Origin of the sequence: Acidithiobacillus sp. HP-11 (assembly GCF_015100075.1) — a bacterium.
Taxonomy (GTDB): Bacteria; Pseudomonadota; Gammaproteobacteria; order Acidithiobacillales; family Acidithiobacillaceae; genus Acidithiobacillus; species Acidithiobacillus thiooxidans.
The window spans coordinates 24,862-47,699 of record NZ_JACKYY010000001.1; the positions used below are offsets into that span (position 1 = coordinate 24,862).

At 54.1% G+C, this 22,838-nt stretch carries 21 protein-coding genes; 4 read left to right on the top strand and 17 right to left on the bottom strand.

The genetic code is table 11. The features are described 5' to 3' along the window. Nucleotides 1-85 precede the first annotated feature (85 nt). From H7F08_RS00120 to H7F08_RS00140, 5 genes are all read right to left on the bottom strand, one after another. Nucleotides 86-1,006, bottom strand: a complete 921-nt coding sequence (locus H7F08_RS00120; RefSeq protein WP_193639620.1) for an aldolase — start codon at nt 1,004-1,006, stop codon at nt 86-88. Between the two features lie 123 nt (nt 1,007-1,129). Continuing rightward, entirely contained in the window at nt 1,130-1,474 is a 345-nt protein-coding gene (locus H7F08_RS00125; RefSeq protein ID WP_024895147.1) for a hypothetical protein, read from the bottom strand. A 52-nt stretch (nt 1,475-1,526) separates the two neighbouring features. Then, the gene (ppk2, locus tag H7F08_RS00130; RefSeq protein WP_010638855.1) at nt 1,527-2,354 is read right to left on the bottom strand and encodes a polyphosphate kinase 2; all 828 of its coding nucleotides are present in this window, start codon (nt 2,352-2,354) and stop codon (nt 1,527-1,529) included. 138 nt (nt 2,355-2,492) lie between these two features. Beyond that, complete coding sequence (locus tag H7F08_RS00135; RefSeq protein WP_193639621.1) at nt 2,493-3,572, bottom strand: cytochrome d ubiquinol oxidase subunit II; 1,080 nt, start codon at nt 3,570-3,572, stop codon at nt 2,493-2,495. 11 nt (nt 3,573-3,583) lie between these two features. After that, entirely contained in the window at nt 3,584-5,032 is a 1,449-nt protein-coding gene (locus H7F08_RS00140) for a cytochrome ubiquinol oxidase subunit I (protein WP_193639622.1), read from the bottom strand. Between the two features lie 270 nt (nt 5,033-5,302). Between H7F08_RS00140 and H7F08_RS00145 the strand changes: the two genes are divergently transcribed. From H7F08_RS00145 to H7F08_RS00160, 4 genes are all read left to right on the top strand, one after another. Further along, a complete protein-coding gene (locus H7F08_RS00145; protein WP_193639623.1) occupies nt 5,303-5,935 on the top strand; it encodes an SPOR domain-containing protein in 633 nt (210 codons plus the stop codon). 8 nt (nt 5,936-5,943) lie between these two features. Further along, nucleotides 5,944-6,663, top strand: coding sequence for a Crp/Fnr family transcriptional regulator (locus H7F08_RS00150; RefSeq protein WP_193639624.1), 720 nt, complete (start codon nt 5,944-5,946; stop codon nt 6,661-6,663). 367 nt (nt 6,664-7,030) lie between these two features. Further along, complete coding sequence (locus tag H7F08_RS00155) at nt 7,031-7,510, top strand: hypothetical protein (RefSeq protein WP_193639625.1); 480 nt, start codon at nt 7,031-7,033, stop codon at nt 7,508-7,510. A gap of 74 nt (nt 7,511-7,584) precedes the next feature. Next, nucleotides 7,585-8,970 (top strand): sugar porter family MFS transporter, encoded by a 1,386-nt coding sequence (locus tag H7F08_RS00160; protein ID WP_319026037.1) that lies wholly within the window; start codon nt 7,585-7,587, stop codon nt 8,968-8,970. Between the two features lie 125 nt (nt 8,971-9,095). Here H7F08_RS00160 and atpC read toward each other — a convergent pair whose 3' ends face one another. The 12 genes from atpC to H7F08_RS00220 are packed head-to-tail and all read right to left on the bottom strand — an operon-like array spanning nt 9,096 to nt 22,829. Further along, nucleotides 9,096-9,611, bottom strand: coding sequence for an ATP synthase F1 subunit epsilon (gene atpC, locus H7F08_RS00165; protein WP_010638887.1), 516 nt, complete (start codon nt 9,609-9,611; stop codon nt 9,096-9,098). Nucleotides 9,612-9,638: 27 nt separating this feature from the next. Further along, nucleotides 9,639-11,948 carry a plasma-membrane proton-efflux P-type ATPase gene (locus H7F08_RS00170; RefSeq protein WP_193639626.1) on the bottom strand — a complete coding sequence of 770 codons (2,310 nt, stop codon included), beginning with the start codon at nt 11,946-11,948 and terminating at the stop codon, nt 9,639-9,641. A gap of 28 nt (nt 11,949-11,976) precedes the next feature. Next, nucleotides 11,977-13,272, bottom strand: a complete 1,296-nt coding sequence (gene eno / locus H7F08_RS00175; protein WP_193639627.1) for a phosphopyruvate hydratase — start codon at nt 13,270-13,272, stop codon at nt 11,977-11,979. Nucleotides 13,273-13,286: 14 nt separating this feature from the next. Then, nucleotides 13,287-14,711: a pyruvate kinase gene (gene pyk, locus H7F08_RS00180; RefSeq protein WP_193639628.1), complete on the bottom strand. Its 1,425-nt coding sequence runs from the start codon at nt 14,709-14,711 to the stop codon at nt 13,287-13,289. Next, nucleotides 14,708-16,102 carry an FAD/NAD(P)-binding oxidoreductase gene (locus H7F08_RS00185; protein ID WP_193639629.1) on the bottom strand — a complete coding sequence of 465 codons (1,395 nt, stop codon included), beginning with the start codon at nt 16,100-16,102 and terminating at the stop codon, nt 14,708-14,710. The genes pyk and H7F08_RS00185 overlap by 4 nt, the downstream gene beginning before the upstream one ends. Before the next feature lie 15 nt (nt 16,103-16,117). Further along, nucleotides 16,118-17,074: a 1-phosphofructokinase family hexose kinase gene (locus H7F08_RS00190; RefSeq protein ID WP_193639630.1), complete on the bottom strand. Its 957-nt coding sequence runs from the start codon at nt 17,072-17,074 to the stop codon at nt 16,118-16,120. Beyond that, nucleotides 17,071-17,997 (bottom strand): bifunctional enoyl-CoA hydratase/phosphate acetyltransferase, encoded by a 927-nt coding sequence (locus H7F08_RS00195; protein ID WP_010638899.1) that lies wholly within the window; start codon nt 17,995-17,997, stop codon nt 17,071-17,073. Before H7F08_RS00195 ends, H7F08_RS00190 begins: the two co-directional genes overlap by 4 nt. Nucleotides 17,998-18,043: 46 nt before the next feature. Beyond that, nucleotides 18,044-19,231, bottom strand: a complete 1,188-nt coding sequence (locus H7F08_RS00200; protein ID WP_031570070.1) for an acetate/propionate family kinase — start codon at nt 19,229-19,231, stop codon at nt 18,044-18,046. Beyond that, on the bottom strand, nt 19,219-20,436 hold the full coding sequence (locus H7F08_RS00205) for a dihydrolipoamide acetyltransferase family protein (RefSeq protein WP_193639631.1): 1,218 nt from the start codon (nt 20,434-20,436) through the stop codon (nt 19,219-19,221). Before H7F08_RS00205 ends, H7F08_RS00200 begins: the two co-directional genes overlap by 13 nt. Beyond that, complete coding sequence (locus H7F08_RS00210) at nt 20,433-21,425, bottom strand: alpha-ketoacid dehydrogenase subunit beta (protein WP_193639632.1); 993 nt, start codon at nt 21,423-21,425, stop codon at nt 20,433-20,435. The genes H7F08_RS00205 and H7F08_RS00210 overlap by 4 nt, the downstream gene beginning before the upstream one ends. Then, on the bottom strand, nt 21,422-22,486 hold the full coding sequence (locus H7F08_RS00215) for a thiamine pyrophosphate-dependent enzyme (protein WP_193639633.1): 1,065 nt from the start codon (nt 22,484-22,486) through the stop codon (nt 21,422-21,424). The genes H7F08_RS00210 and H7F08_RS00215 overlap by 4 nt, the downstream gene beginning before the upstream one ends. Beyond that, nucleotides 22,479-22,829: a carboxymuconolactone decarboxylase family protein gene (locus H7F08_RS00220; protein ID WP_010638908.1), complete on the bottom strand. Its 351-nt coding sequence runs from the start codon at nt 22,827-22,829 to the stop codon at nt 22,479-22,481. Before H7F08_RS00220 ends, H7F08_RS00215 begins: the two co-directional genes overlap by 8 nt. Nucleotides 22,830-22,838: the final 9 nt, after the last annotated feature.

The following is a 22,838-nucleotide window of genomic DNA, read 5'->3' on the forward strand; positions in this document are numbered from 1 at the left end:
TTTTCTCCGTTATGTCAGGGTGTTAATTTGCCGGGGGTGCTGGTGGGCATTCACAAACGCCAGCGGGTATGGCCCATCGGGTTGATTAAGACGCTTCTCCCAAAAGTTTTGCAGCTTCTTCCACGCTCTGATTTTTGACGACCAGGGCATGGATCGCCTGACAAAAGTGTACGGCATCCGGTTGACTGCGTTGATGGACATTTCGGCCTGTGGCACAGCCCTGGGTCCCACCAATATGTATTTGTGCATGCAGACGTTGCAAGAAGGATTCAGAGTCGGTTTCTGAGCCCCCGGCGCAAATGACCAGAGTACGTCCAGCTGCCGCAACGGCCTCACCCAGCAGGCGGGCATCCATGTTTCCCTGTGCATCCAAAGGTGGATTCACCTTCGCAAAATCAGCGCCGAGGCAGGCAACGAGGCCGCTGGCTCCGGCAATCATGTGCGGATCCTGTTCCTTGTCGCCTACAGCCTGTCCGCGCGGATAAGCCCAGATAACGGCCAAAAGACCCATGGCGTGGGCATCCTGGATAATGCGCGCGGCTTCGGTCAACATCTCGGGCTCATATAGTGAACCGGGATAGATGGTATAACCGACGCCTACAATTTTCAGGCCGGAGTGCCGGACAAAATCACGCACCTGGGCCATGCTCTGCCACTGCAAACTGGCCGGATCACGCTGGGCAGTTTTCACTAAATGGGTTTTGCTGTTGAGTTTCAGCAGATAGGGCACTTCAGGATAATCCATTCCATAGTGGCTGATCAGCCCCATCTGAGCCGCGAAGCAACCTACCGGTGCCGCACTGGCAATCCGAAAAAGATGTTCAGGATCAGCATCATCTGCAGCAACCTGACCTCCGACAAAATCATCATTCAGATGTTCGACCTTCTGGTCGCCCGCCATCAAAAAAAGACGACCGCTTCCTTGCGTGGCGAGTTGGTAGTTTTCTGTCCAGCGTTTAGCGCTGTCTGTGGGGATACCCAAGGGGGGATGCTTGAATTGAGGCATGCCTGCTAACTCCTTTCATGGCTAAAAGGGAAATGCGGTTGACCTGATTATAGGAGATGGACATGAACTGTGAGCGTTTTGGTCCATCTCGTTGCTGCAATGGAGTGCTTTGGCCTGAGAATTTTACTTGGTTGTATCTCGCTGCTTGGCCACACGGTGGCTCAGGACGGCAATTTCATGGGCAAGCAGGTATTGATCCTTGGTGACCTCCCATTCGCGAGCCTGTTCCGCATCGTAGCTTTCCGGATCACAGAGGGCAGAAAGTTGTTCACAGCTCATACTGTCATTCAGGAAACCAATCAGTTCAACAAGTTGATCGTTGCCGAAAACGCCCACGGCAGCATCCAGGGATAATCCTTCTTTTTTGCTGAGTTGTTCTGCTGCCGCAATGGTTGCCGCATCCAGGGAGTCCTCGTTTTTGAGGGAGAGGGCGCGAGTCAAAGCTGACGGTAAATCGATGATGGACATATTTCCTCCTGGGCAAAATCAAATGGGTAAAGTAATGAAGATGGATGTGTCATTATTCCTGGATCATCCCATTATCCAGATAAAGGGATTCATATTCAAAAATGATGGATTGGTCAGGAAGTACCCGCATTTCATCCTTGTCTGTGTAGGACAGCCGGCTCAAAAGCCCTTTGATGAGTTGCAACCGGGCTATCTTTTTATCATTGGCATTGACAATAATCCAGGGAGCGAAAGGAGAATGACTGCGGGCAAACATGATATTGCGTGCTTCGCTATAATCCTTCCAATGTTTCAAAGCCTTTTCATCAATGGGACTAGTTTTCCACTGTTTGAGTGGATCATCTTTGCGCGCTTCAAGGCGTTGTTTCTGCTCGTCGCGCGAAATATCCAGATAGAACTTGAATAGATGAATGCCGGAACGCACCAGCATCCCTTCAAAATTATTGACTTCGGCGAAAAACTCTTCGTATTGCTGGTCCGTACAGAATCCCATCACCTTTTCAACACCGGCACGGTTATACCAACTGCGGTTGAAAAAGACCATTTCTGCGGCTGAGGGCAGGTGTTCTATGTAGCGCTGAAAATACCACTGACTTACTTCCCTGTCCGAAGGCTTGCTTAATGCAACCACCCGGGTTTCGCGAGGACTGAGGTGTTCGATAATGCGTTTGATGGATCCATCCTTGCCGGCTGAATCCCTACCTTCGAGTATCACCAGTATTTTTTCATTTTTACGAATAATATCTCTTTGCAACTTGACCAGCTCAATCTGGAGGGCCCGCAGTTCCGCCTTGTAATGGGCTTTTTCATCAAGATGATTTTTTTCGTGCGCATCATCTTGAAGTGACCGCATCGTACTATTTTTTTTATTCCTGGACATCTCAGGACTCCTGTTTAGTTTGTGTTGCCAAGGTAAAAGTAAATTATACCTGATCATTATAGAACATTTTCATACGATTATGTGAAGCTAAAAAAAGGGGCCTTGCGGCCCCAAACGGAACATCACCAGGGAAATGACTTAATGACTTTCATAACCGGCCAGATGGGTGATGCGCTTGCGAAACACCCAGATCTGATAGATGTTGTAAGTAATCATGACCGGCACGAATCCCGTCATGAACAGGGTCAGGATGGCCAGGTCATTGGCCGGATTGCCGCCCTGACTGATAGTCCAGGTCTGCGGAATGATGTAGGGGAAATTGGTGGCCCACATCCCTCCCCACATGAACAACACAATGGCGCCACACCAGAGCAGTGCGGCGAAATCACGGTGGGCTGCGTGATTGCTCATCATTTTGTAGGCAGAAATCAGGATGGCAATGAGCAGGATCAGCCAGCCGAACCAGCCGCTCCCCGTCCACTTGGCGGCATCAGGCATGATCGCGTAGGACCAGATCAAGGTGATGACTACCGCCGCCAGCGCCAGGAAGGAAAACAGAGTGGCAGACTTGTGAGCCTTGAGATAAATAGGATCATCCTGCTCAAAACGGGCACAAAGGTACAAGGTGCCCGCCAGACCACCGGCAATGACAGCACCAATGCCGGTCCAGATACTGAAGGATGACAAAAAGGTCAGCGCATTGCCCGAGAAGTGCGGCTCAGTATTCACAAACGGATCATTGGCTACCTGAATGCCCTGGGCATTGCCGGTACCCATCGGAAAGCCCAGCAAGGTGGCCCCCAGCGCAATACCCGCAAAAAGGGCCGCGACCAGACTGCCAAGGCCAAACATGAAGCCCCAGAATTTGCGGCTGCTTTTGGCGTGGACATGAAATTCAAAGGCCACCGCCCGGGAAATGATGCCCCAAAGCGCAAACATCAATGGGATCATCAGATAGTTGAATGTGGACCCATAAACCAGAGGAAAGGCCCCGAAAATCACGCCACCGGCCACTACCAGCCAGGTTTCATTGGCATCCCAGGTGCCTGCCATGGAAGACATGACGGCCGCCCGATCATTCTCATTATTGAGGAGCAGGGAAAATACGCCGGCCCCCAGATCCGCACCGTCGAGAACAATGTAAATGACGAAGAAAACCCCCAGCAGTATCCACCAGAATGTACTTAAGGTGCTATGTATACGAAATATTTCATGCATGGTATCGATCCTCAGTCCAGCTTGTTCATTGTCGGTTTGGCGAAAGTCGGCTTGGCAATTCCGCCACCGGATGGATGTGCATCATGATCCGAAGCACCAATGACCGGGCTGGTCATATCGGGTCCTTTTTGGATAACCCGGGTAAAGAAGTACCAGGCACCCCCCCAAACCATCAGTTCGAAAATGATGTAGCCAATCAGCCAGAAGGATTCAGCAGTGACTCCCATGTGGCTGACACCCTGCCAGGTCCGCATCAGGTTATAAACAACCCAGGGCTGACGGCCGATTTCACGTGTCCACCAGCCGGTCCAGACGGCGAGATAAGGCAGGAATCCACTGAACACCAGCAGACGCAGGAACAACGGATTCTTACGCAGATGTTCTGCAGTCAATTTCCCCCGCAAGCGCAACCAGTTACCCCAGAGTGCCATGAAAAACAGGAAGAAGCCGATGGCGACCATCACCCGGAAGGCATAAAAGGGCACCCAGACATTGGGTCGATCATTCGGAGCAAAATGATCCATACCGGTGACTACTCCGTCCCAGGTATGGGTTTCGAGCAAGCTGAGAACATGAGGAATCTGGATGGAGAACAGATTTTTTCCTGCTGAAACATCTGGAATGGCAATCAGATTCCAGCTGGTGTTGGGCTTACCATCGGGCAGATAGGTGTGGAAATGGCCTTCCATGGCCGCGAGAGAGGTGGGCTGGTCGTGTGCCACTTCCCGACCCAGTTCATCACCAATAAAAATCTGCAGCGGGGTGATGATGATCAGTGCCAACAAAGTCGGCTTCAAGAGTTTGGTAAACAAATTGGCCTGGCGATTTTTCAAAATAAACCAGGCGCTGACCGCCGCGAAGAAAAACAGGGCTAATTCTACGGTAGCTACCCACATATGCGGGAAGCCAATATTAAAGTTCGGGTTAAAAATGGCTTGCCACCAGTTGGTGACCTGAAACAGCCCATCTTTCAGTTGAATTCCGGTGGGAGACTGCATCCAGCCGTTGGCGACCAGAATCCACATGGCTGAAAGACTGGATGAAAGGGCCACGTTGAAGGTTGCAAAAGCATGCATGCCCTTGCCGATTTTGCCCCAGCCAAAAATCATCAGGCCAATGAAGCCGGCCTCGTACATGAAGGCGGTGATGGTTTCAAAGCCGAGAATGTTTCCGAAAAAAGGGCCAACAGCCTGGGAGAAAGGGCCGTACAAAATGCCGAAGGCCATTTCCATGGTCACGCCCGTGGCCACACCAGCGCCGAAATTGACGATAAAAAGCTTTTCAAAGAAGCGCTGCAGGCGGTACCAGTGTTCATTGCCGGTCTTCAGCCAGGCCACCTCCAGAAAAAATAGCAGCCAGGACATGCCAATGGTCACCGGAGTCCAGAGAATATGCATGGAGGTGATGAAGGCAAAATCGAGGCGACTGAGAAGCACGGGTAAAGTGTCTTCAATGATCATAGTTGAATCCTCGTGAACGGTTGTTTTTAGGTGTTACTACAGGGGATAAAAGCATATTTTGTTCCTGACTGAATTGCTCGGATATGAGTCATATAAAAACATGATCTTATATTATTATTGAATGATGCGTCGGTTGCTTTTGGTTTATTTCACCCATGATGAATTGGTTTATATCAACCGCATTGGTTTATATAAACCAGATTCTTCAAGCTAGGCTTGTGCCGATCAAAATTGTAGTATGGGCGTACCTTGCTGAGCTGCGGAGCGCGGGTGAACCGCCAAAAACACATGAAAAATACAGATAATGTCGCCAGACCGACCCGGGAGATGCAGACCGGGCGCATGCGCTTGGGTGTGCTGATTTTCATTATTTTTTTGCTGGTCATATTGTTGTTTGTGTCTTTTATCTGGAAATCTTCGGCTGTTTCCGAACCTGGAAAAGTCAAAATGATCACTTCAGATTCCACCAGTGTATTCCTGACCTTGCCGAAAACGCCTGCCGCGACCGGTTCAGCAGTATCCACAGCCAAAACGCTGTTACTGACTTCGGCAACCCGTTCTCCTACTTCACCGGTGTCCGCAGAGTCATCTCCGGGCCCTGCCAACGTTGCGTCAGCTGTTCCCGCAGCCGTTAAACCGGTACCCATTCCCCATGCTTGTCAGCAAGCCGGTTGGTATGTGCAACTGGGTGCTTTTGGAAAAGTCACCATGGCTGAACAATTGCTGCAAGAAGTCGATAAAGTGGGTGTCAAAGCCTGCGTGGGGACGCTTTCCGTTAACCACCTGTTTCGGGTGCTGGTGGGGCCGCAATCCAGCAAAAGCGAGGCAGGATCAGCGGCCACGGGAATTGGCAAAAAATCCGGGCAGAAGGGTGCCTATCCACAGTATTGGGCTACTCAATAAATGGGTTCATGAACAGCGAAATTGCCAGCAAACGTTCTGATTGCCTGCAATGTCGCATGCGCGACCAAAGTATATTTGCAGGACTGAATACCGAAGAACTCTGCAGTCTGGGGATGGAAGTGCAGGATATAGAGGGTCGGCAAGGGGACGTTCTTTATCGGATGAAAGAACCTGCTCGATATGCTTATACCTTGCGAAATGGTGCGGTGAAGCTGGTAAGTTCTCTGGAAAGTGGTCAGGACGTTATCGTTCGTTTACTCCATCACGGAGATCTGCTTGGTTTTGAAGGCATGCAGGGAGAACATCATCGCCATAGTGCTATCGTTCTTGCTCCGAGTCAGCTCTGTCGACTTGATCTGGCAGAACTACAGCGCTTGTCGGAACGTCTGCCCAAAGTTCGGGCGGCCATTTTGCAGCGTTGGCAGGACGCCCTGCAAAAAAGTGAAGAACGGATTATTGAGCTGGGCGCTAAACGGGCCGAGGCCCGGCTGGCGACTTTTTTACTGCAATGGGCCCGGCGCTATCCGCAGTTACGCAGTTTGCCTTTCCCGTTAACGCGAACAGATATCGCCGCCTTTCTGGGGCTATCTACCGAGCATGTCAGTCGGATTATGGCAGATTTCAAGCGTAAGGCGTTGATTCAGGAGCAGGGCAGTCAACTGGAAATCTTGAAACCAAAAAGTCTTGCGCATATTGCCGGCCTGTCTGAAGCGCATAAACCCGACTAAATCAGTCAAAATTGATTTTTATCAATGCCGCTTTGTGGTGACTGCAGAATACTTACCACTAAGTAAGTTCTGGTGATGATATGTTCACTAGATATCCAATCCATTGATGTAGCTGTCCCGATGAACCTAAAAACGGCAGTTGCCGTGGATGCTTTTCAGCGACTTTTGTTCTGGGCCGTCGTTGTTCTTGGTGAAGTCCTGCGCCCGTCAGGAGGAGATGTTTGAGCCCGTAGGGCGAGTTCTCTCCTGACAGCAGGATGAGCCTTAGAACAACAGGCAAGGAACAATGGAGCAAAACGCACCCACGGCCACTACCGGTAGAATGAATCATCTGGGCGGCGACATGCTTAATTTAAGGAGTATCTATATGTTTTCAAAGCAGAATATGCATGTTGGCATGCGTGGGGCTGGTCGTGATCCTGTCAGGGCTGCCCGTCATCAACATGACCAGAGTGTTTTCCATCGTCTTCTGGCACTGCATGATGATATTCAGCGTGATCTGGAAATGTTGCCTGATGGGATTCGCTCGCGAACCCGTTCACACAATCCGGAGGTGGTGGCTTTATTGCACGATCATGTCCCTGCGATGAAACAGCGCTTGCACGAAAATTTTGGCCTGCGCTTTTGGGATCCGGCTTTTGCCGAGCTCTTTGCTCAACATGACAAAGTGCATATGGAAGTCAGCCTGCTTCCAGATGGTGTGATGATTGAAGAACGCAGTGATGATCCCAATGTGGTGACCCTGATTCAGGCCCACGGACAAGTGATTAATTTGTTCGTGGCCCATGGTGAAAAGCAGGCGCAACAGGAAAGCCCGTTGCCGGCAGAGTACCTCCGGGTTTTATAGGGTTTGCTGTATGCTTTATAATTGCATTGCCAGCGTTCAGCGGATTATCATGTAAAAAGATGTTTTAAACTACAATAAGCTCTCAAGAGGATATTCGTCGGATGAGTATGACAGAGGCCAATCAGCCCAAGAAAGACTGGCGATTTATTTTGATTGCAATTGTTGCCGGGCTCGGTGGATTACTCTTCGGCTACGACACAGGTGTCGTAGCTGGCGTTCTCTTGTTTGTGAATCAAGTTTTTCACTTTGATGCAAGCATGAAGGGGTTGTTTGTTGCAATCGCGTTAGCTGCTGCCGCCGTGGGCGCAGCATTTGCCGGAGCACTTGCAGATGCTTTTGGACGTCGTGCCGTACTGATTGTTGCCGCCGTTCTTTTCTCAGCAGGTGCAATTTTATCTTCAGTAGCTGGGACCATACCTATTCTCTTCCTTGGCCGGGTTATGGTAGGAGCCGCCATTGGGGTTTCTTCCATGATTACCCCTCTGTACCTATCAGAGATCACAGCGGCGCACTGGCGCGGTGCGATTGTAACCATCAATCAATTTTATATTACGGTTGGTATTTTTGTATCGTATCTGGTTGATTATATGCTCTCTGGAACCCCAGATGGCTGGCGATGGATGCTGGGGCTTGGTTCCGTTCCCGGACTTATTTTGCTTGGGGGGATGATGGTCCTGCCGGAAAGTCCTCGGTGGTTGGCGGGGCGTAATTTTATAGAAAAGGCGACGGCGGGACTTCGTTTTTTACGGGGACGTCAGGATGTATCCGAGGAACTTGGGGATCTACATCGCGATATTGTTGAGGACAGCCGTCGGGCAGCGCCGTGGTCGTTACTTCTGACACGTAAAGTTCGTAAGCCTCTGATTATCGGAGTTGGTCTGGCGGTTTTTCAACAAATAACGGGGATAAATGTTGTTATTTATTTTGCACCAACCATTTTCCGGGATGCCGGTTTATCCTCCGCTTCCGGTTCTATTCTTGCCACTGTGGGTATTGGTGCCGTCAATGTGATCATGACAGGCGTCGCAATGCGGTTACTGGACACCGCTGGCCGCCGCAAAATGCTACTTTTGGGTCTGTATGGTATGCTGACCAGTCTTGTTTTTATTGGTACTGGATTCCTGATACAGCTTCACGGCCCACTAACTTATATCATCGTGGGCATGGTTGCGATTTTTGTTGCTTTTTTTGCTATTGGCCTCGGACCCATTTTCTGGCTGATGATCTCTGAGATTTTTCCGCTCGCTATCCGGGGTAGGGCCATGAGTATTGCAACCGTCGCCAATTGGGTCTCAAACATGGTGATTTCCGGCATATTCCTAGACTTGTTATTGATTATTGGACGCGGCCCTACTTTCATGTTTTATGCGGCAATGACTGTTTTGGCGATCTTGTTTACTCTTTGGATTGTACCAGAAACAAAGGGAAAGACACTGGAACAGATCGAAGATAGCCTCTAATGTGAAAGAGATGGGATAATAGACACAGGAGATCCTATGCAGGCTGCCGGATTTTTTCTTGCGTAAAATTTTCATATAATTATTAACGATTCAATCTGATAAGTGGTCATTTCCCAACGCAAGATTCAGTCTTCCAGTGTTTGTACATTAATTTCAGGGACACCTTCCAGAGGAGGACGTTCCCAGTCGTATTCCAGCTTTTCATTTCCCTGGCTTGCCTGTTGATATTTTTGAAAGGCCCTGAGCTTGGCTAGTTCACTTTGCAAAGCCAATTCAGCGGCAACAAAATCCATTTCTGAAGCCTTACGCTCTTTCAGGATACGCTCAGCGGCGCTGATACGATTTTGGCTGAGTTTGGGGTCAATATCGCTGACGCGTAGTCCGTTGTTGGCCAGAACCGTCACCGTTTCGTGCTGAACTTCTACCATTCCGCCTTCAATGAAAAGAATTTCCGGCGGCCCATCAAAGGGGGTGATGCGTAATTCACCAGCCCGGAGAATGCTGATTAATGGCGCATGACCGGCCAAAATGCCCAGTTCACCCAATTCACCAGGCACTACCACAAAAGTGGCTAGACCAGTATAGATTTCGCCATGCACATCGACGATCTGAAGCTGAAAATGTCGTGACTTTGCAATCATAGTATTCCCGGGCTCCCAATAAAAAGCTTAAGCATGCGTTAGTTTTTGTAGCAGAGGAACTTTGATCTGGTCCAGCAACAGCGTATAGACAACAGTCGCTCCCAGCAGACAAAGCACAAAAATCCAGGGGATAGGGGCCATCAACCAACCCATGATGGCCAGAATGCTGACAATCATAATATCTACCAGACTGGCGACGCTGAGGAATGTTCCGGGGCGGGATGCCCAGAGATGACCGCGCTCGCGGACCAGAAACACATTAGCCAATCCTGAGAATACCAGGCCGAGAAAATCCAGGGTCTGGATTGAGGGGGTAGGCAGATGTAGACTACGGCCTACAGCATAGACCGCAAAAATATAGATGAGCCAGGCGATGGCGACAGCGAGAGAGGAAAAGACCAGGGTCCGGATTGCCCAGCGATCCGGCTGGGGTGAGGGACGGACGTTATCTTCGGCCAGGGACATGGTCACGAAATCGTTGGCAAAGAGCAGGAGCAGCACGAGCAGGGGAGTGACCACAAAGCTGCGGAAAAGTAAAAATCCGAGACTCAGAAACAGGGCAACCTGAAAGACTTTGACAATTTTGTTCAGGGTATAGGTGAGCATGCGTTGATAGACGCGACGGCCGGTGATGACCGCCTCCAGTACGCCTTGCAGTCCGGGGGTGGTCAGTACAATGCTGGCAGCGGCCTTGGCCACATCGGTGGCACTTTCCACCGCCACTCCCATTTCCGCCTGCTTGAGTGCGGGGGCGTCATTCACCCCATCGCCGGTCATGCCGACAATCCGGCCCTTTTTTTGCAGCCCCTGGACCAGATGGAACTTGTCAGCCGGGAAGACCCCGGCATAAACCCCACAATCTTCGGTGATTCGCCCCCGTTCGCAGACTTGACCGTCAATCCCGAGAGTGCTGGCGACGCTTTGCGCGGTCTGGACGCTGTCTCCCGTGACCATCCGAACATGAACGCCCAGTTTCTGGAGCTGTTGCACCACGTCTTTGGCATCAGGGCGGATAGGATCTGAAAAAGCCAGCAAACCGAGAAAGCGCGGCTGACTATCTGGCCCTGCCGCGACCGCCAGTACCCGCGCACCGCTGGCAGCCAATTGTGCGGTGCGACTTTCCCAGTCTGCATCCTTGCAGAGCCTGGCGATGATTTGCGGGCTTCCCTTCATGGCGCGCCACTGATTGCCATCTTGGATAAAAGTGCCTTCAGAGCGCTTGCTGGCCGGATCAAAAGGCACGAACTGCGCACGAGTTGGCGGACTGATCTGCCTTTTGGTGCTTTCCTGGAGAATGGCTAAATCAATGGGATCCTGAGTAGAACTGTCACTGGCCAGGGCGGCCATGCGCAGCAAATCTTCTTCTTTGACATCGGGCCAGGGCTGAATCTGACTGAGGCTGAGACGATTCTGGGTGAGAGTGCCGGTTTTATCACTGCACAAATCGTTCATGGCCGCCGCCTCCTCCACGGCGGCCAGGCGGGTCACCAGCACCCCGCGATGAACCAGATGCAGGGAGGCAATGGCGGTGGCGAGGGTGAAGGTGGCGGGCAGGGCGACGGGCACCGAGGCGACAAGCAAAATCAAGGCGAAGGGTAAAATGTTGGCGAGTGGGATTTGTTGCACCATGGCGTAGGCGAGAATGGCGAGCACCAGCAGAACGTCCATGGCGACCAGATAGCGGACAATGCTGAGAACCAGTTCTTCCAGATGGCTTTTGGCACCCGCGCCACGTACCAGTTCGGCGGTTTTGCCGAAATAGCTTTTGGCCCCGGTAGCGGTGACCTCCCCACTGGCCTCCCCGCGTTTCACGATGGAGGCGGAATACAGGGTACTGTCTGCCGTGCAATCGACGGGCATGGATTCTCCGGTCAGGGCGGATTGATCGACCAGGACATTGCCATCTGTCAGGTGCAGATCGGCGGGAACAATATCCCCCACGCGCACATGCACCAGATCACCCGGAACCAGATCGGCGGCCGCCAGAGTCTGCCAGTTGCCATCCCGGCACACCCGGGCCTGAATACGCAGGCGTTCACGAAGAAGGGCCAAGGCGTTTTGGGCTTTGCGTTCCTGGCTGAAGCCCAGTATTCCGTTAAAAAGTAAAAGCAGGGCGATGATGATGGCTTCCGGCCACTTGGTCAGCAGCACCTCCAGAACAAAGGTGGCTTCCAGCATCCAGGGAACCGGTGCCCAGAATTTGTGAAGGAACAACAGCCAGGTTTTGGGCGCTTCTTCGACTACGGCATTGGGTCCGTATTGTGTCAGACGTTTTTGCGCCTCGGCACTGCTAAGCCCGTTGCTGGTGTGAGTGGAAGAACTCGATTCAAGACTCATGGCTGCTGTTCCTCGTGTGGCAACTGCCTTATCCACGCACCGGCCGCACAAAAGCCTTTTTACCCGCAAAGCTGGCGGCTGTGCCCAGTTCTTCTTCAATCCGCAGTAACTGGTTGTATTTGGCCACCCGTTCACCCCGGGCCGGTGCGCCGGACTTCAGGTGACCGGTGTCCAGGGCCACGGTCAGATCGGCAATGAAATCATCGGTGGTTTCGCCGGAGCGATGCGAGACGAAAGCTCCCCAACCATGAAATTGAGCCAGCCGGGTGGCGGCGATGGTTTCGGTGACTGTGCCAATCTGGTTGAGCTTGATCAGCGTTGCATTGGCAATGTTGTCTTCAATGGCCTGAGCAATGATTTTCGGATTGGTGCAGAAAATATCATCGCCCACCAGTTCGATGCTGCTACCCAGTTTTTCATTGAGTAGCTTCCAGTTTTCCCAGTCGTCTTCGGCCAAACCATCTTCCAGCAGAACCACCGGGTAATTACGGACGATTTCTGCATAATATTCGACCATTTCCGCGCTGCAGAGAGCCCGGTTTTCCGTGCGCAGCTGGTATTTTCCGTCTTTGAAGAATTCCGAAGAAGCCGGATCAATGGCGATGCCGCAATCTTTTCCGGGTTCAAATCCGGCACGGCGGATGGCCTCGACCAGCAGGTCATAGGATTCATGATTGGAATCGACGGCGGGGGCAAAGCCGCCTTCGTCACCAACACCCACAGAGAGATGTTTTTCGAGGAGCAGGGCCTGCAACGCATGATAGATTTCCGCACCCCAGCGGAGCGATTCGCGGAAGCTGTCGGCCCCATAGGGAACCAGCATACATTCCTGAAAATCGGCCCCCTGCCAGTGTGCATGGACGCCCCCATTCAACACATTAAAACAGGGCACGGGCAGGCGGGTAGCACCGGGTCCACCCAGGTAAGCATACAATGGCAGATCACAATAATCAGCGGCGGCACGGGCGCAAGCCATGGACACGCCGAGAATTGCATTGGCACCGAGCTTGCCTTTGTTATCCGTGCCATCCAGACCGATCATAGTCTCGTCAATGGATTTTTGATCGCGCACATCCAGATCCTGCAAGTCGGGGGCAATGATCTCCTCAATATTCTGAATGACCTGGCGGACGCCTTTGCCACCAAAACGATGCGCGTCGCCATCACGGAGTTCCACCGCTTCCTTGCTGCCGGTGGAAGCTCCGGAAGGGACGGCGGCGCGGGCGTGTTGCCCGTTGCTGAGATACACTTCCACTTCTACTGTGGGATTACCGCGAGAATCCAGAATTTCGCGGGCGATAATGTCTTCAATCAAGCTGTCCATAAAACACTCTCCTGTTATTGTGGGGCAGAAACATCGAGATGAATAATTTCCAGGCGGTTGGTCCCTCCCGGATGACCCTTGCTGGGGCCTTGCGTCAGTAAAATCAAACCTTTTTCAACAGCGTTAGTGAGCAGCCAGCGACGCGCCGCATCTTCCCAGCCACTTTCAGGGCTCGGCATCTCTATAGGATAGACCCCATAGTGCAGACAGAGGCGCTGACAGGTCGAAGTATGGGGACTCATGGCCAGAATCCAGGGTTCAAGCCGAAATCGCGCAATGCGTGCGGCTGTTGTTCCCGTTTCTGTAGGGGTTACTACAAATAAAGGATTCAGCCGTTCGGCGCTGTGCCGGACATTACTCGCAATAATAGATTCTACGCTGGGCTTGTCATCGAGGTCGATGGAACTCAAAGGATTGAGTTCCGCCCGGTTTTTTTCGGTAACGCGGGCAATTTCTGCCAGCATTTTTACAGCTTCTACCGGAAAATCTCCCATGGCCGACTCTTCCGAGAGCATGATGCAGTCCGTACCATCGAGGATGGCATTGGCCACGTCGGTCACTTCCGCGCGGGTTGGCCGCCGGTTATGTACCATGGACTCCAGCATCTGGGTAGCGGTGATGACGGGTTTGCCCACGGCGCGTGTCTTGCGGATCAGGCGTTTCTGGATAATGGCAATTTCTTCAATCGGCACTTCTACTCCGAGATCGCCGCGTGCCACCATGATGGCATCGGTGGCGTCGATAATCGCATCAATATGTTTCCAGGCTCGCGCTCTTTCGATTTTGGCGACCAGAAAAGGATGAAATCCCAGGGTATTGGCTGCACGGCGGGCGGCGTGCAGGTCTTCGGCACTTTCCACAAAAGAAACACTCAGACCATCGACTCCGGCCTTCAGGGCAAATGCCAGTAATTCCCGATCGGCAGCGGTGAGCGCGCCACCCTCCAGATAAACACCCGGTAAATTGACGCCTTTATGGGAAAGCAGCACACCACCGACGAGCACCTGACACAGTACGCCCTGGCTATCATGCTGTTCTACCCGAAGTTCCAGAAAGCCGTCATTGAGGTAGACCGTATCGCCCTTGACGAGGGGTTTGGCCAGGGGCGGCAGTTCCAGAGGAATGGCCTGCGCCGTCCCCGGCGCACCCGGAGCGAGCAGAACATGATCCCCATGCTTGAGGTTGACCGGGGCCGGCAAGGAGCCAATACGGATTTTCGGGCCGGGCAGATCGGCCAGAATGGCGACGCGATACCCGGTCTTGTGGGCGGCATCGCGGATGCGGGCAATACGCGCCCGATGTTCATCGGGGGTGCCATGGGCCAGGTTGAGCCGGGCGACATTCATGCCCGCCCGGATCATCTGTTCCAGGACACTGGGCGCATCGGATGCAGGCCCTATGGTGCAGACAATTTTACTGCGATGTTTGGGGAGTTTCATAAGGGTTGATCCTCCACGCAGGGGTGGAGGAGGGCATAATGACGCTGCAGGGCATCCCCGGTTGCGGCAACCAGCGGATGCAGGGAAGGGGTCAGGCGCGGCTGGCTGCCAAACTGCATGCTGACCAGATCGGGTGCAGTAGCGTGCATCTGAATGGCGAGACCGATGGTGTTGACCAGTTCCCCGGTGGTGGCACCGCCCAGGACCTGCCCACCCAGGATTTGCAGGGAGTCAGCAGCAAAAATGATACGGCAGAAAATTTCTGTGGTGTTGGGCATGGAGGCCGGATGGTGATCGGGCAGGCGGGCTTCCCCACTTAAAATCGGAAAGCCTTCCTGTTCGGCCTGATGTTCGGTCAAGCCGGCCACACCAAAAGCCAGGCCATCAATTTCACTGGCGTAGACGCTCACCGAGCCAGCATTGGTACGCAACTGACGCAGGCCATACAAATTCATTCCGGCAATGCGGCCTTCAGCGGCGGCTTGTGAGGCAATCATGGCATGATTGGCTTTGCGCGTAAAAAAGTCCTGTTTGTGGGCACAATCACCCACGGCGAAAATATGGGGGTCTTCCCGGGTACGTTGAAAAGCATCGACCCAGATACCACCAGAGCGGCTCAGGGTCAGGCCCATCGCTTTGGCCAGATCCACCTGTGGACGGGTACCGATGGCAATGAGCACCGCATCAACCTCCAGAGCCTCCTGTCCGGCGATTTGCACTTGGCCTACCCGTTTACCATCGGCACCGGCCACCAGGGCTTCTACCTTGCAGCCGGTATGAATATGGACGCCGTGCTCGCTGAGCTGTTTTTCTACCGCCTTACAGGCATCCAGATCAAAAGCCGCCTGCATCAGGTGGGGCAGCATCTCGACAATGTGGACCTCAATACCGCGCTTGCGGATTTCATCGGCAAATTCCACGCCGATAAACCCTCCGCCAATAATCGCCAGCTTTTTGATTTGCGGGATCAGGGTGCTGAACAATTTGTCGAGATAGTCATAATCCTTGTGAATGCTGAAAACGCCTTCCAGTTCTGTACCCGGAATGGGCGGAATGAAGTTTTCCGCGCCGGTCGCCAGAACCAGCCGTTCCCAATGGATGAGATCCCCGTTTTCCAGAGTGGCGGTGTGGGCATTGCGATCTATGCTGGCGACTTTACCAATCTGGATTAGGCCGCCCGCTGCTAGGAGCGGCGCACGTCCGGCCATGTCTTCTTCGGTGCCTCCCAGGGTACCGAAAATATAGGGAATCCCGCAGGGAATGACAGCGTCCGTCTCGGGGCGCAGCACCAGAACCTTTTTGTGGGGAGAAAACTGGGCGGCGGTTATGCCCGTCATCATTCCGGCGGGACCACCGCCGACAATCAGAATATCCGTTGTACTTTCCGTCATGTCGTAAATCTCCTTTTAAATATCGAGCATCTTGACGTTCACCTGTTGCAACAGTTCAACCACCTGACTGTGAGAAAATATTTCCGTACCGGGCCGTGCCGCCGTGCCACTGCCGCAGGCAACGGCCAGTCGCAACGCCTCGGCGGGGCTTTGCCTGCGTGCCAGCGCCGCTACCAGTCCGGCAACCATGGAATCTCCCGCACCAACCGTGGATTTGACCGCTATGCTGGGTGCCTCGGCCAGATAACTGCCGTCGGGTCCAACCAGCAGGGCGCCTTCAACACCCAGCGAGACACAAACGTACTGGACGCCTTCCCGCTGGATGGCGCGGGCTTCCCGGGCGACATCTTCCAGGGTTGGCAACTCACGCTGTCTGAGTACCGATAACTCATAGCGATTGGGTTTGATCAGGTAGGGCTGATGGGGAAGGGCCAGTTGCAATAGTGCGCCGTGGGCATCGACAACGGCCTTGCCGCCGTCCCCCTGTACTTTGTCCACCAGGTCGCCATATATGAGATCGGGCACCCCCGGAGGAACCGAGCCGGTGAGCACCGCAAATCCGCCCTTGCAGAGTTCCAGAAAGCTTGTTTTGACGGTACTGAGCGCAAGTTCGGAAACCAGTGGACCAATTCCGGTTACTTCAAACTGCGCAGGCGGATCGCCCTGAAGTATGGTGGCATTGATCCGGGTTTCGCCTTCCACATGCACGCAATGCGGGCTGTCCAGTTGGTGCTGCAGCAGCTTCTGCAACAGCTCGCCTATATTCCCGGCGACGATGCAACAACTATGGGCGCAGACCAGGAGCTCCTTGAGGGCGCGGGCGACATTCACGCCATTACCGCCAGGATCATAACGCGTAGCAAGGGCATGACTTTTCTGATCGGGAATCAGGTGCGGCACTTCATAGGCAATATCCACTGCCGGATTGAGGGTCAGGGTGGCGATGGCCTGGCATGGCTCCGTTGCAGTCATTGGGAATGGGCTCCTGTTTTGTGGTAATGAATCAGTGCCGCCAGGGCCGCCGAAACCAGTCTGGCCCGGGCCGGATCAGACCGGGAGGTGAGGATGACGGGCACTTTGGCCCCCATGACAATGCCAGCCATGGTCGCGCCGGCCAGATATTCCAGGTCTTTGGCGAGAATGTTGCCGGACACCAGATCGGGTACCAGCAAAATATCCGCATCTCCGGCGACTTCGCTACGGATGCCTTTGATCTGCGCCGATTCCCTGGAAATGGCATTATCAAAAGCCAGTGGTCCATCGACCAGTGCATCGGTAATCTGACCGCGCTCGGCCATTTTGGAGAGGCAGGCGGCATCGACGGTGGAGGCAATGGCCGGATTGACGACTTCCACCGCCGAGAGAATGGCGGCCTTGGGATGCGCCACGTCCAGAATATGCGCCAGATCGATGGCATTTTGCAGAATGGCGGCTTTGGTTGGCAAATCCGGGGTGATATTGATGGCCGCATCGGTTATCAGCAGCAGTTTGTGATAGCTGGAAATGTCGGTAACGAATATATGAGAAAGCCGTTTTTCCGTACGGAGCTTGGCGAGAATGGGATGGAGAAAGGCATCACTATGCAAATGCCCTTTCATCAGCGCTTTTGCTGCTCCCGAAAGGACCATTTCCACGCCCTTGTCGGCGGCATCATCGGGATTGTCGGCGGCGACAATCTGAAAGTTGGGACAAGTACCCGAATCGGCCCCCATCTGTTGGAGCAGATGACGGATTTTATCAGGATCGCCGATGAGAATGGGTTCAACGATGCTTTGTTTTTTGGCCTCGCAGGCACCCAGGAGGACATGTTCCTCGGCCGCATCTACCACCGCTACCGGAATGTCCGGGAGGGGTGCTATGGCAGCAAGCAGATCGTCAAAGTGTGGATATGCCATCCTGGTTTCCTCCGGGGTTGGATTTATTCATACAACGTATTGAGATTCATGGGGTACCCGTGCCCAGTAGGCGCAGGGTATGGCGCGCAATCATCAGATCTTCGTCGGTAGGCACCACCAGCACCTCAACGGGGCTTTCCGGGGCCGAAATCCTGCGAGCCTCCTGAGCGACAGCAGCATTGGCCTCCGGGTCGAGATGAAAGCCCAGGGCCTCCAGGGGCCGACAGATGGCCCAGCGCACGGCCGCCGCGTGTTCGCCGATGCCGCCGGTAAAAATCAGGCGCTGAACACTGCCCAGCACCGCCATGAGACTGCCGATATGCTTGCGGGCACTGTAGGCAAACTGGGCAATAGCCTCCGCTGCATGGGGATTGTTTTCCCGCTGCCGCAATAATACCTGCATATCCCCGCTGCAGGCCGAAATCCCCAGCAAGCCGGAAAGATGATTGAGCAGCCGTTCCAGTTGCGGCGCGCTATAGCCTTTTTCAGCCATCAAATAAAGAAGTATGCCCGGATCCAGATCCCCGGAGCGGGTACCCATGACCAGGCCTCCAGTAGGGGTCAAGCCCATGGTGGTGTCCAGACAACGGCCATCGGCAACCGCCGCCATGCTGGCCCCATTCCCCAGGTGGGCAATGATGGTAGGCGCTTTCCCCTGATCCGGAAGCTGACTGACAATGTACTCGTAAGAAAGACCATGAAAGCCATATTTGCGCACCCCTTCCTGCCAGAGATTGCGCGGCAGCGGCAGGCGTGCGGCCAGTTCCGGCATGCTGTGATGAAATGCCGTGTCCAGACAGGCGACCTGAGGTTTTTCCGGCCAGATTTTTTGCAAAGACTCGATGGCCGCAATTTCGGCCGGTAAATGCAGGGGGGCAAAAGCCAGGGCATCACGGAGATCCTTCAGGACGGTCGCGTCAATGCATACATGGGCCTGCTGATGGGGTCCTCCGGAAACAATCCGGTGACCGATAGCATCGGGATGGGTGATACCCAGTTCGGATAGCACTGCGACAACCGCCTGCAGGGCGGCCGATTGATCCACAAAGGCTTGTTGTCGGTCCAATACCCGCTGACCGGCCTGTTCCAGCCATATCCTCCCCATGCTTTGACCAATGCGTTCTACGGCCCCGTCAAGCTGCTGCTCCTCAAGCCCTGCTCCGAAAGCAAACAGGGCAAACTTGATGGAAGAAGAGCCGCTATTGATGGAGAGAATCTGGGTTATGTCAGCCAAGAGAGGTCCTCCAGACGCTTGCCCAGGCGTTGCAGAAAACGCGCCGCATCCGCACCGAAAATAACCCGATGATCACAACTCAAGGTGAAATCCGTCAGCCCGTCACTATCAGCAGCCGCTACCGCCAGAATGGCTGCTGCCCCCGTGGGGACAATGGCATTGAAGCGCTCAATCTCCGGAAAAATTCCCAGATTGGACAGATAAAAACTGGCCCCCTGATAATCTTCTGGAAGCAAGCGCCCACTTTTCACTTTGGCGAGCAAAATTCGCCAGTCTTCGGCGAGTTCCGAGCTGGGGCGAACGGCTGCGTCGCGTAAAACCGGCGTGATCAATCCTGTACCGGTATCTACGGCAATACCTAAATCCACCCGTTGCCGTTTGGCCAGTCCCTGGCGGGTCCAGACCTGATTGAACCAGGGATCTTCAGCCACGGTGAGGGCGCAGGCTCTGCCCAGTGCCAAGGTAAAGCTGAGTTTGGCCGTTTTGGCACTTGCGTGCAGCGCGCTCAAATTGAAGCGGCTGCTGATCAAAAAGGTCGGCGTCTGGAGGGTGGCTGACATGTTGCGGGCCACGGCAGCCCGCAGGGCACTGGGCTTTTCGATCTGGTAGGGTGGACCCATGCGCAAGTCCGCGTCCTGAGGCGCCAAGGCTGCGGCCAGTACCTGACTGGCATGAATCACACCATCAGGTCCCGGCGTGATCTGCTGGAGATCCAGATTCAGATCCGCCGCCAGAGCGCGGGCGTAGGGAGAAATCAATGCCCCGTCGGCATGGTCGCCGGATTTTGGAGAAATTGTCCCGGTGTTTTGCCTTGTCGGTGCGGAAGGGATTGCTTGGGACGGCGATGGAACGGGATTTGCTGTTCCCGGCGCCGCAATTCGCGCAGTCGGTTCCGGTTCCGGCACTGGTGCAGCATCCGCAACGGCCGCATGAGGCTCAGGCGCGGGAGGGGTAGCAGGCGCCTCTTTTTGATCAACGATATACCCGATAACCTGGCGAACCGGAATATCCGTATCCGTAGCCGCCAGTGGCCCAGCCAGAAAGCCATCGGCAAAGGCCTCCACGTCCAGGACCGCTTTATCGGTTTCCACTTCGGCAACAGCCTCGCCCTTTTTGATGGCATCGCCAACGGACTTGTTCCAGCGTGTCAGCCGACCGGTTTGCATGGTGTCCGACAATACCGGCATGGTAATGGGGTTTTTCATGATTGACCTCCCTGCGTGTCCAGCATTTGCCGGGCTGCCGTAATGATGTCTGCCGTGCGCGGGATACTGGCTGCTTCGAGCTTACCATTGAAGGGGGTAGGGATATCCAGTCCAGCCACCCTCTGGATGGGGCGATCCAGAAAATAAAAGCAGCGCTCCTGAAGGGTGGCGCTCAATTCCGCACCGGCTCCGGCAAAATGGCAGTCCTCTTCCACAATCAGGCAGTGATGGGTTTGCTTGACGGATTGCACACAGGTCTCCCAGTCAATGGGTGCCAGGCTGCGCAAATCAATGACTGTCATGGCAATACCTTCCTTGGCCAGAATATCCGCAGCTTCCAGAGCCAGCATCACCATCCGGGAATAAGCAATACAGGTAATGTCCCGTCCCTGACGGCGGAGCAAAGCCTGATGAATAGGCGGGGCAACAGCCGCCTCATCAACATGATCCTTGGTGAAATACAGCAGTTCATGCTCCAGAACAATGAGCGCGTCATCACTATGAATGGCCTGGCGTAATTGCCAGTAGGCATCCTGAGGCGTGGCCGGAACGGCTATCCGCAATCCGGGTACATTCATCAGGGTATGCTCCAGGCGCTGGGAATGCTGGGCACCCAGTTGCCGGGCAATGCCACCCGGCATGCGAATGGTCAGGGGCATGGGAAATTGCCCTCCAGACATGAAGGGAATTTTCGCAGCCATATTGATGATGGCGTCAATGGCAAACAAAGCAAAATTGATGGTCATGATTTCGACCACCGGGCGCAGACCCAGCATCGCCGCACCCACACCAAGGCCGGTAAAACTGTTTTCGGAAATAGGGGTGTCGCGCACGCGCCATTCGCCATACTTGGCCATGAGCCCCTCGGTTACCCGATAGGTTCCGCCATAAAGACCCACGTCTTCACCCAGGGTGATGACACTTTCATCCGCCGCCATTTCGGCATCCATGGCCCGATTCAGCGCTTGCCAATAAAATAGCTCGTTCATTGGGCTGTCTCCATCAGTACTTCATAACGACGATTGTGATGAAAGACGGACCAGGCATCCTGCATGTCCGGCTCCGCACTTTGTTGGGCAAAACGGACGGCGTCATCCACTTCCGTTTGCACTTCCTGACGCAAACGCGTGATTTCCGCCTCGTCGAGATGACCTTCCTGGCAGCAATGGTCACTAAAGTGGCTAATGCAGTCGGCTCCTGCGGCAGACATGGCTTCAGGTGATGGATAAGCGGATTCTGCTTCGTGGATGGCTGCGGCAATGGGATCGTTAGCCTGATAGGCATTCAGTTCCACATTGGGGCGATAGCTCGCTGGATCCGCCATGGAGTGCCCGCGATAACGGTAGGTTTCCAGCTCCAGAAATTGCGGGCCGTCGCCGCTGCGAACCCGCTCCAGCGCCTTGCGGGCAGCGGCATGCACCGCAAGAACATCCATGCCATCGACTTTTTCCGCCGTAATCCCATAGCTGCAGGCCCGTTTATACACTTCAGTCACGGCAGAATGACGGTGAATTTCCGTACCGATCTGATAATGATTGTTCTCACAGACAAAAAGAATGGGGAGTTTCCAGAGCGCCGCCATATTGAGGGATTCATGGAAGGTCCCCTGGTTGACCGCGCCATCGCCAAAAAAGCAGATCACGGCTTCCGGCAGACGGCGGTAGGCGACGGCGTAAGCTGCTCCCAAAGCGATGGGAAAGGTTTCGCCGACAATGGCATAGCCCCCCAGAAAGCGCCGACTGGCATCAAATAGATGCATGGAACCGCCCATCCCTTTGCTGATGCCGGTAATTTTGCCATGCAGTTCCGCCATGATTTCCTGCGCAGGAATCCCCCGGACCAGGGCATGGACATGCTCCCGATAAGTGCTGACCACATAGTCCCCGGGCTCGGCGGCATGCAGCACCCCCACGGCTACCGCCTCCTCTCCCGGATACAGGTGCAAAAATCCGGCAATCTGGCCCTGGGCATATCCCTGGGCGGCGGCCTCTTCAAAAGCCCGGGCGCGGAGCATATCCCGGAGCATGGCGCGCATTTGCAGTCTATCCATGGGTGTTCTCCGGCAGGAATTCATCCAGCGCCTTGCTCAGCGGCACCAGATACATCAAGGCAGGGCCGCCATGCATAATGACCGCCATGAAACCGGCACTCATGATTTCATCGCGACTGGCCCCGGCTTCAATGGCGCTTTTGGTATGCAAGGCAATGCACCATTCACATTGCGCAGCGACGGACAGAGCCACGTTGATCAACTCCTTTTGTGCCGCACTCAGGGCCGGGTTTCCTTCCGCCTTTCCCATAAAGCCCAAAAAGGAATTGATTTCCGAGGGATAATCCTGCTTGAGATTTTCCATCAACTGATGTACTTCGGTGAGTCGATCTTTAGCGGTCATGGTATTTCT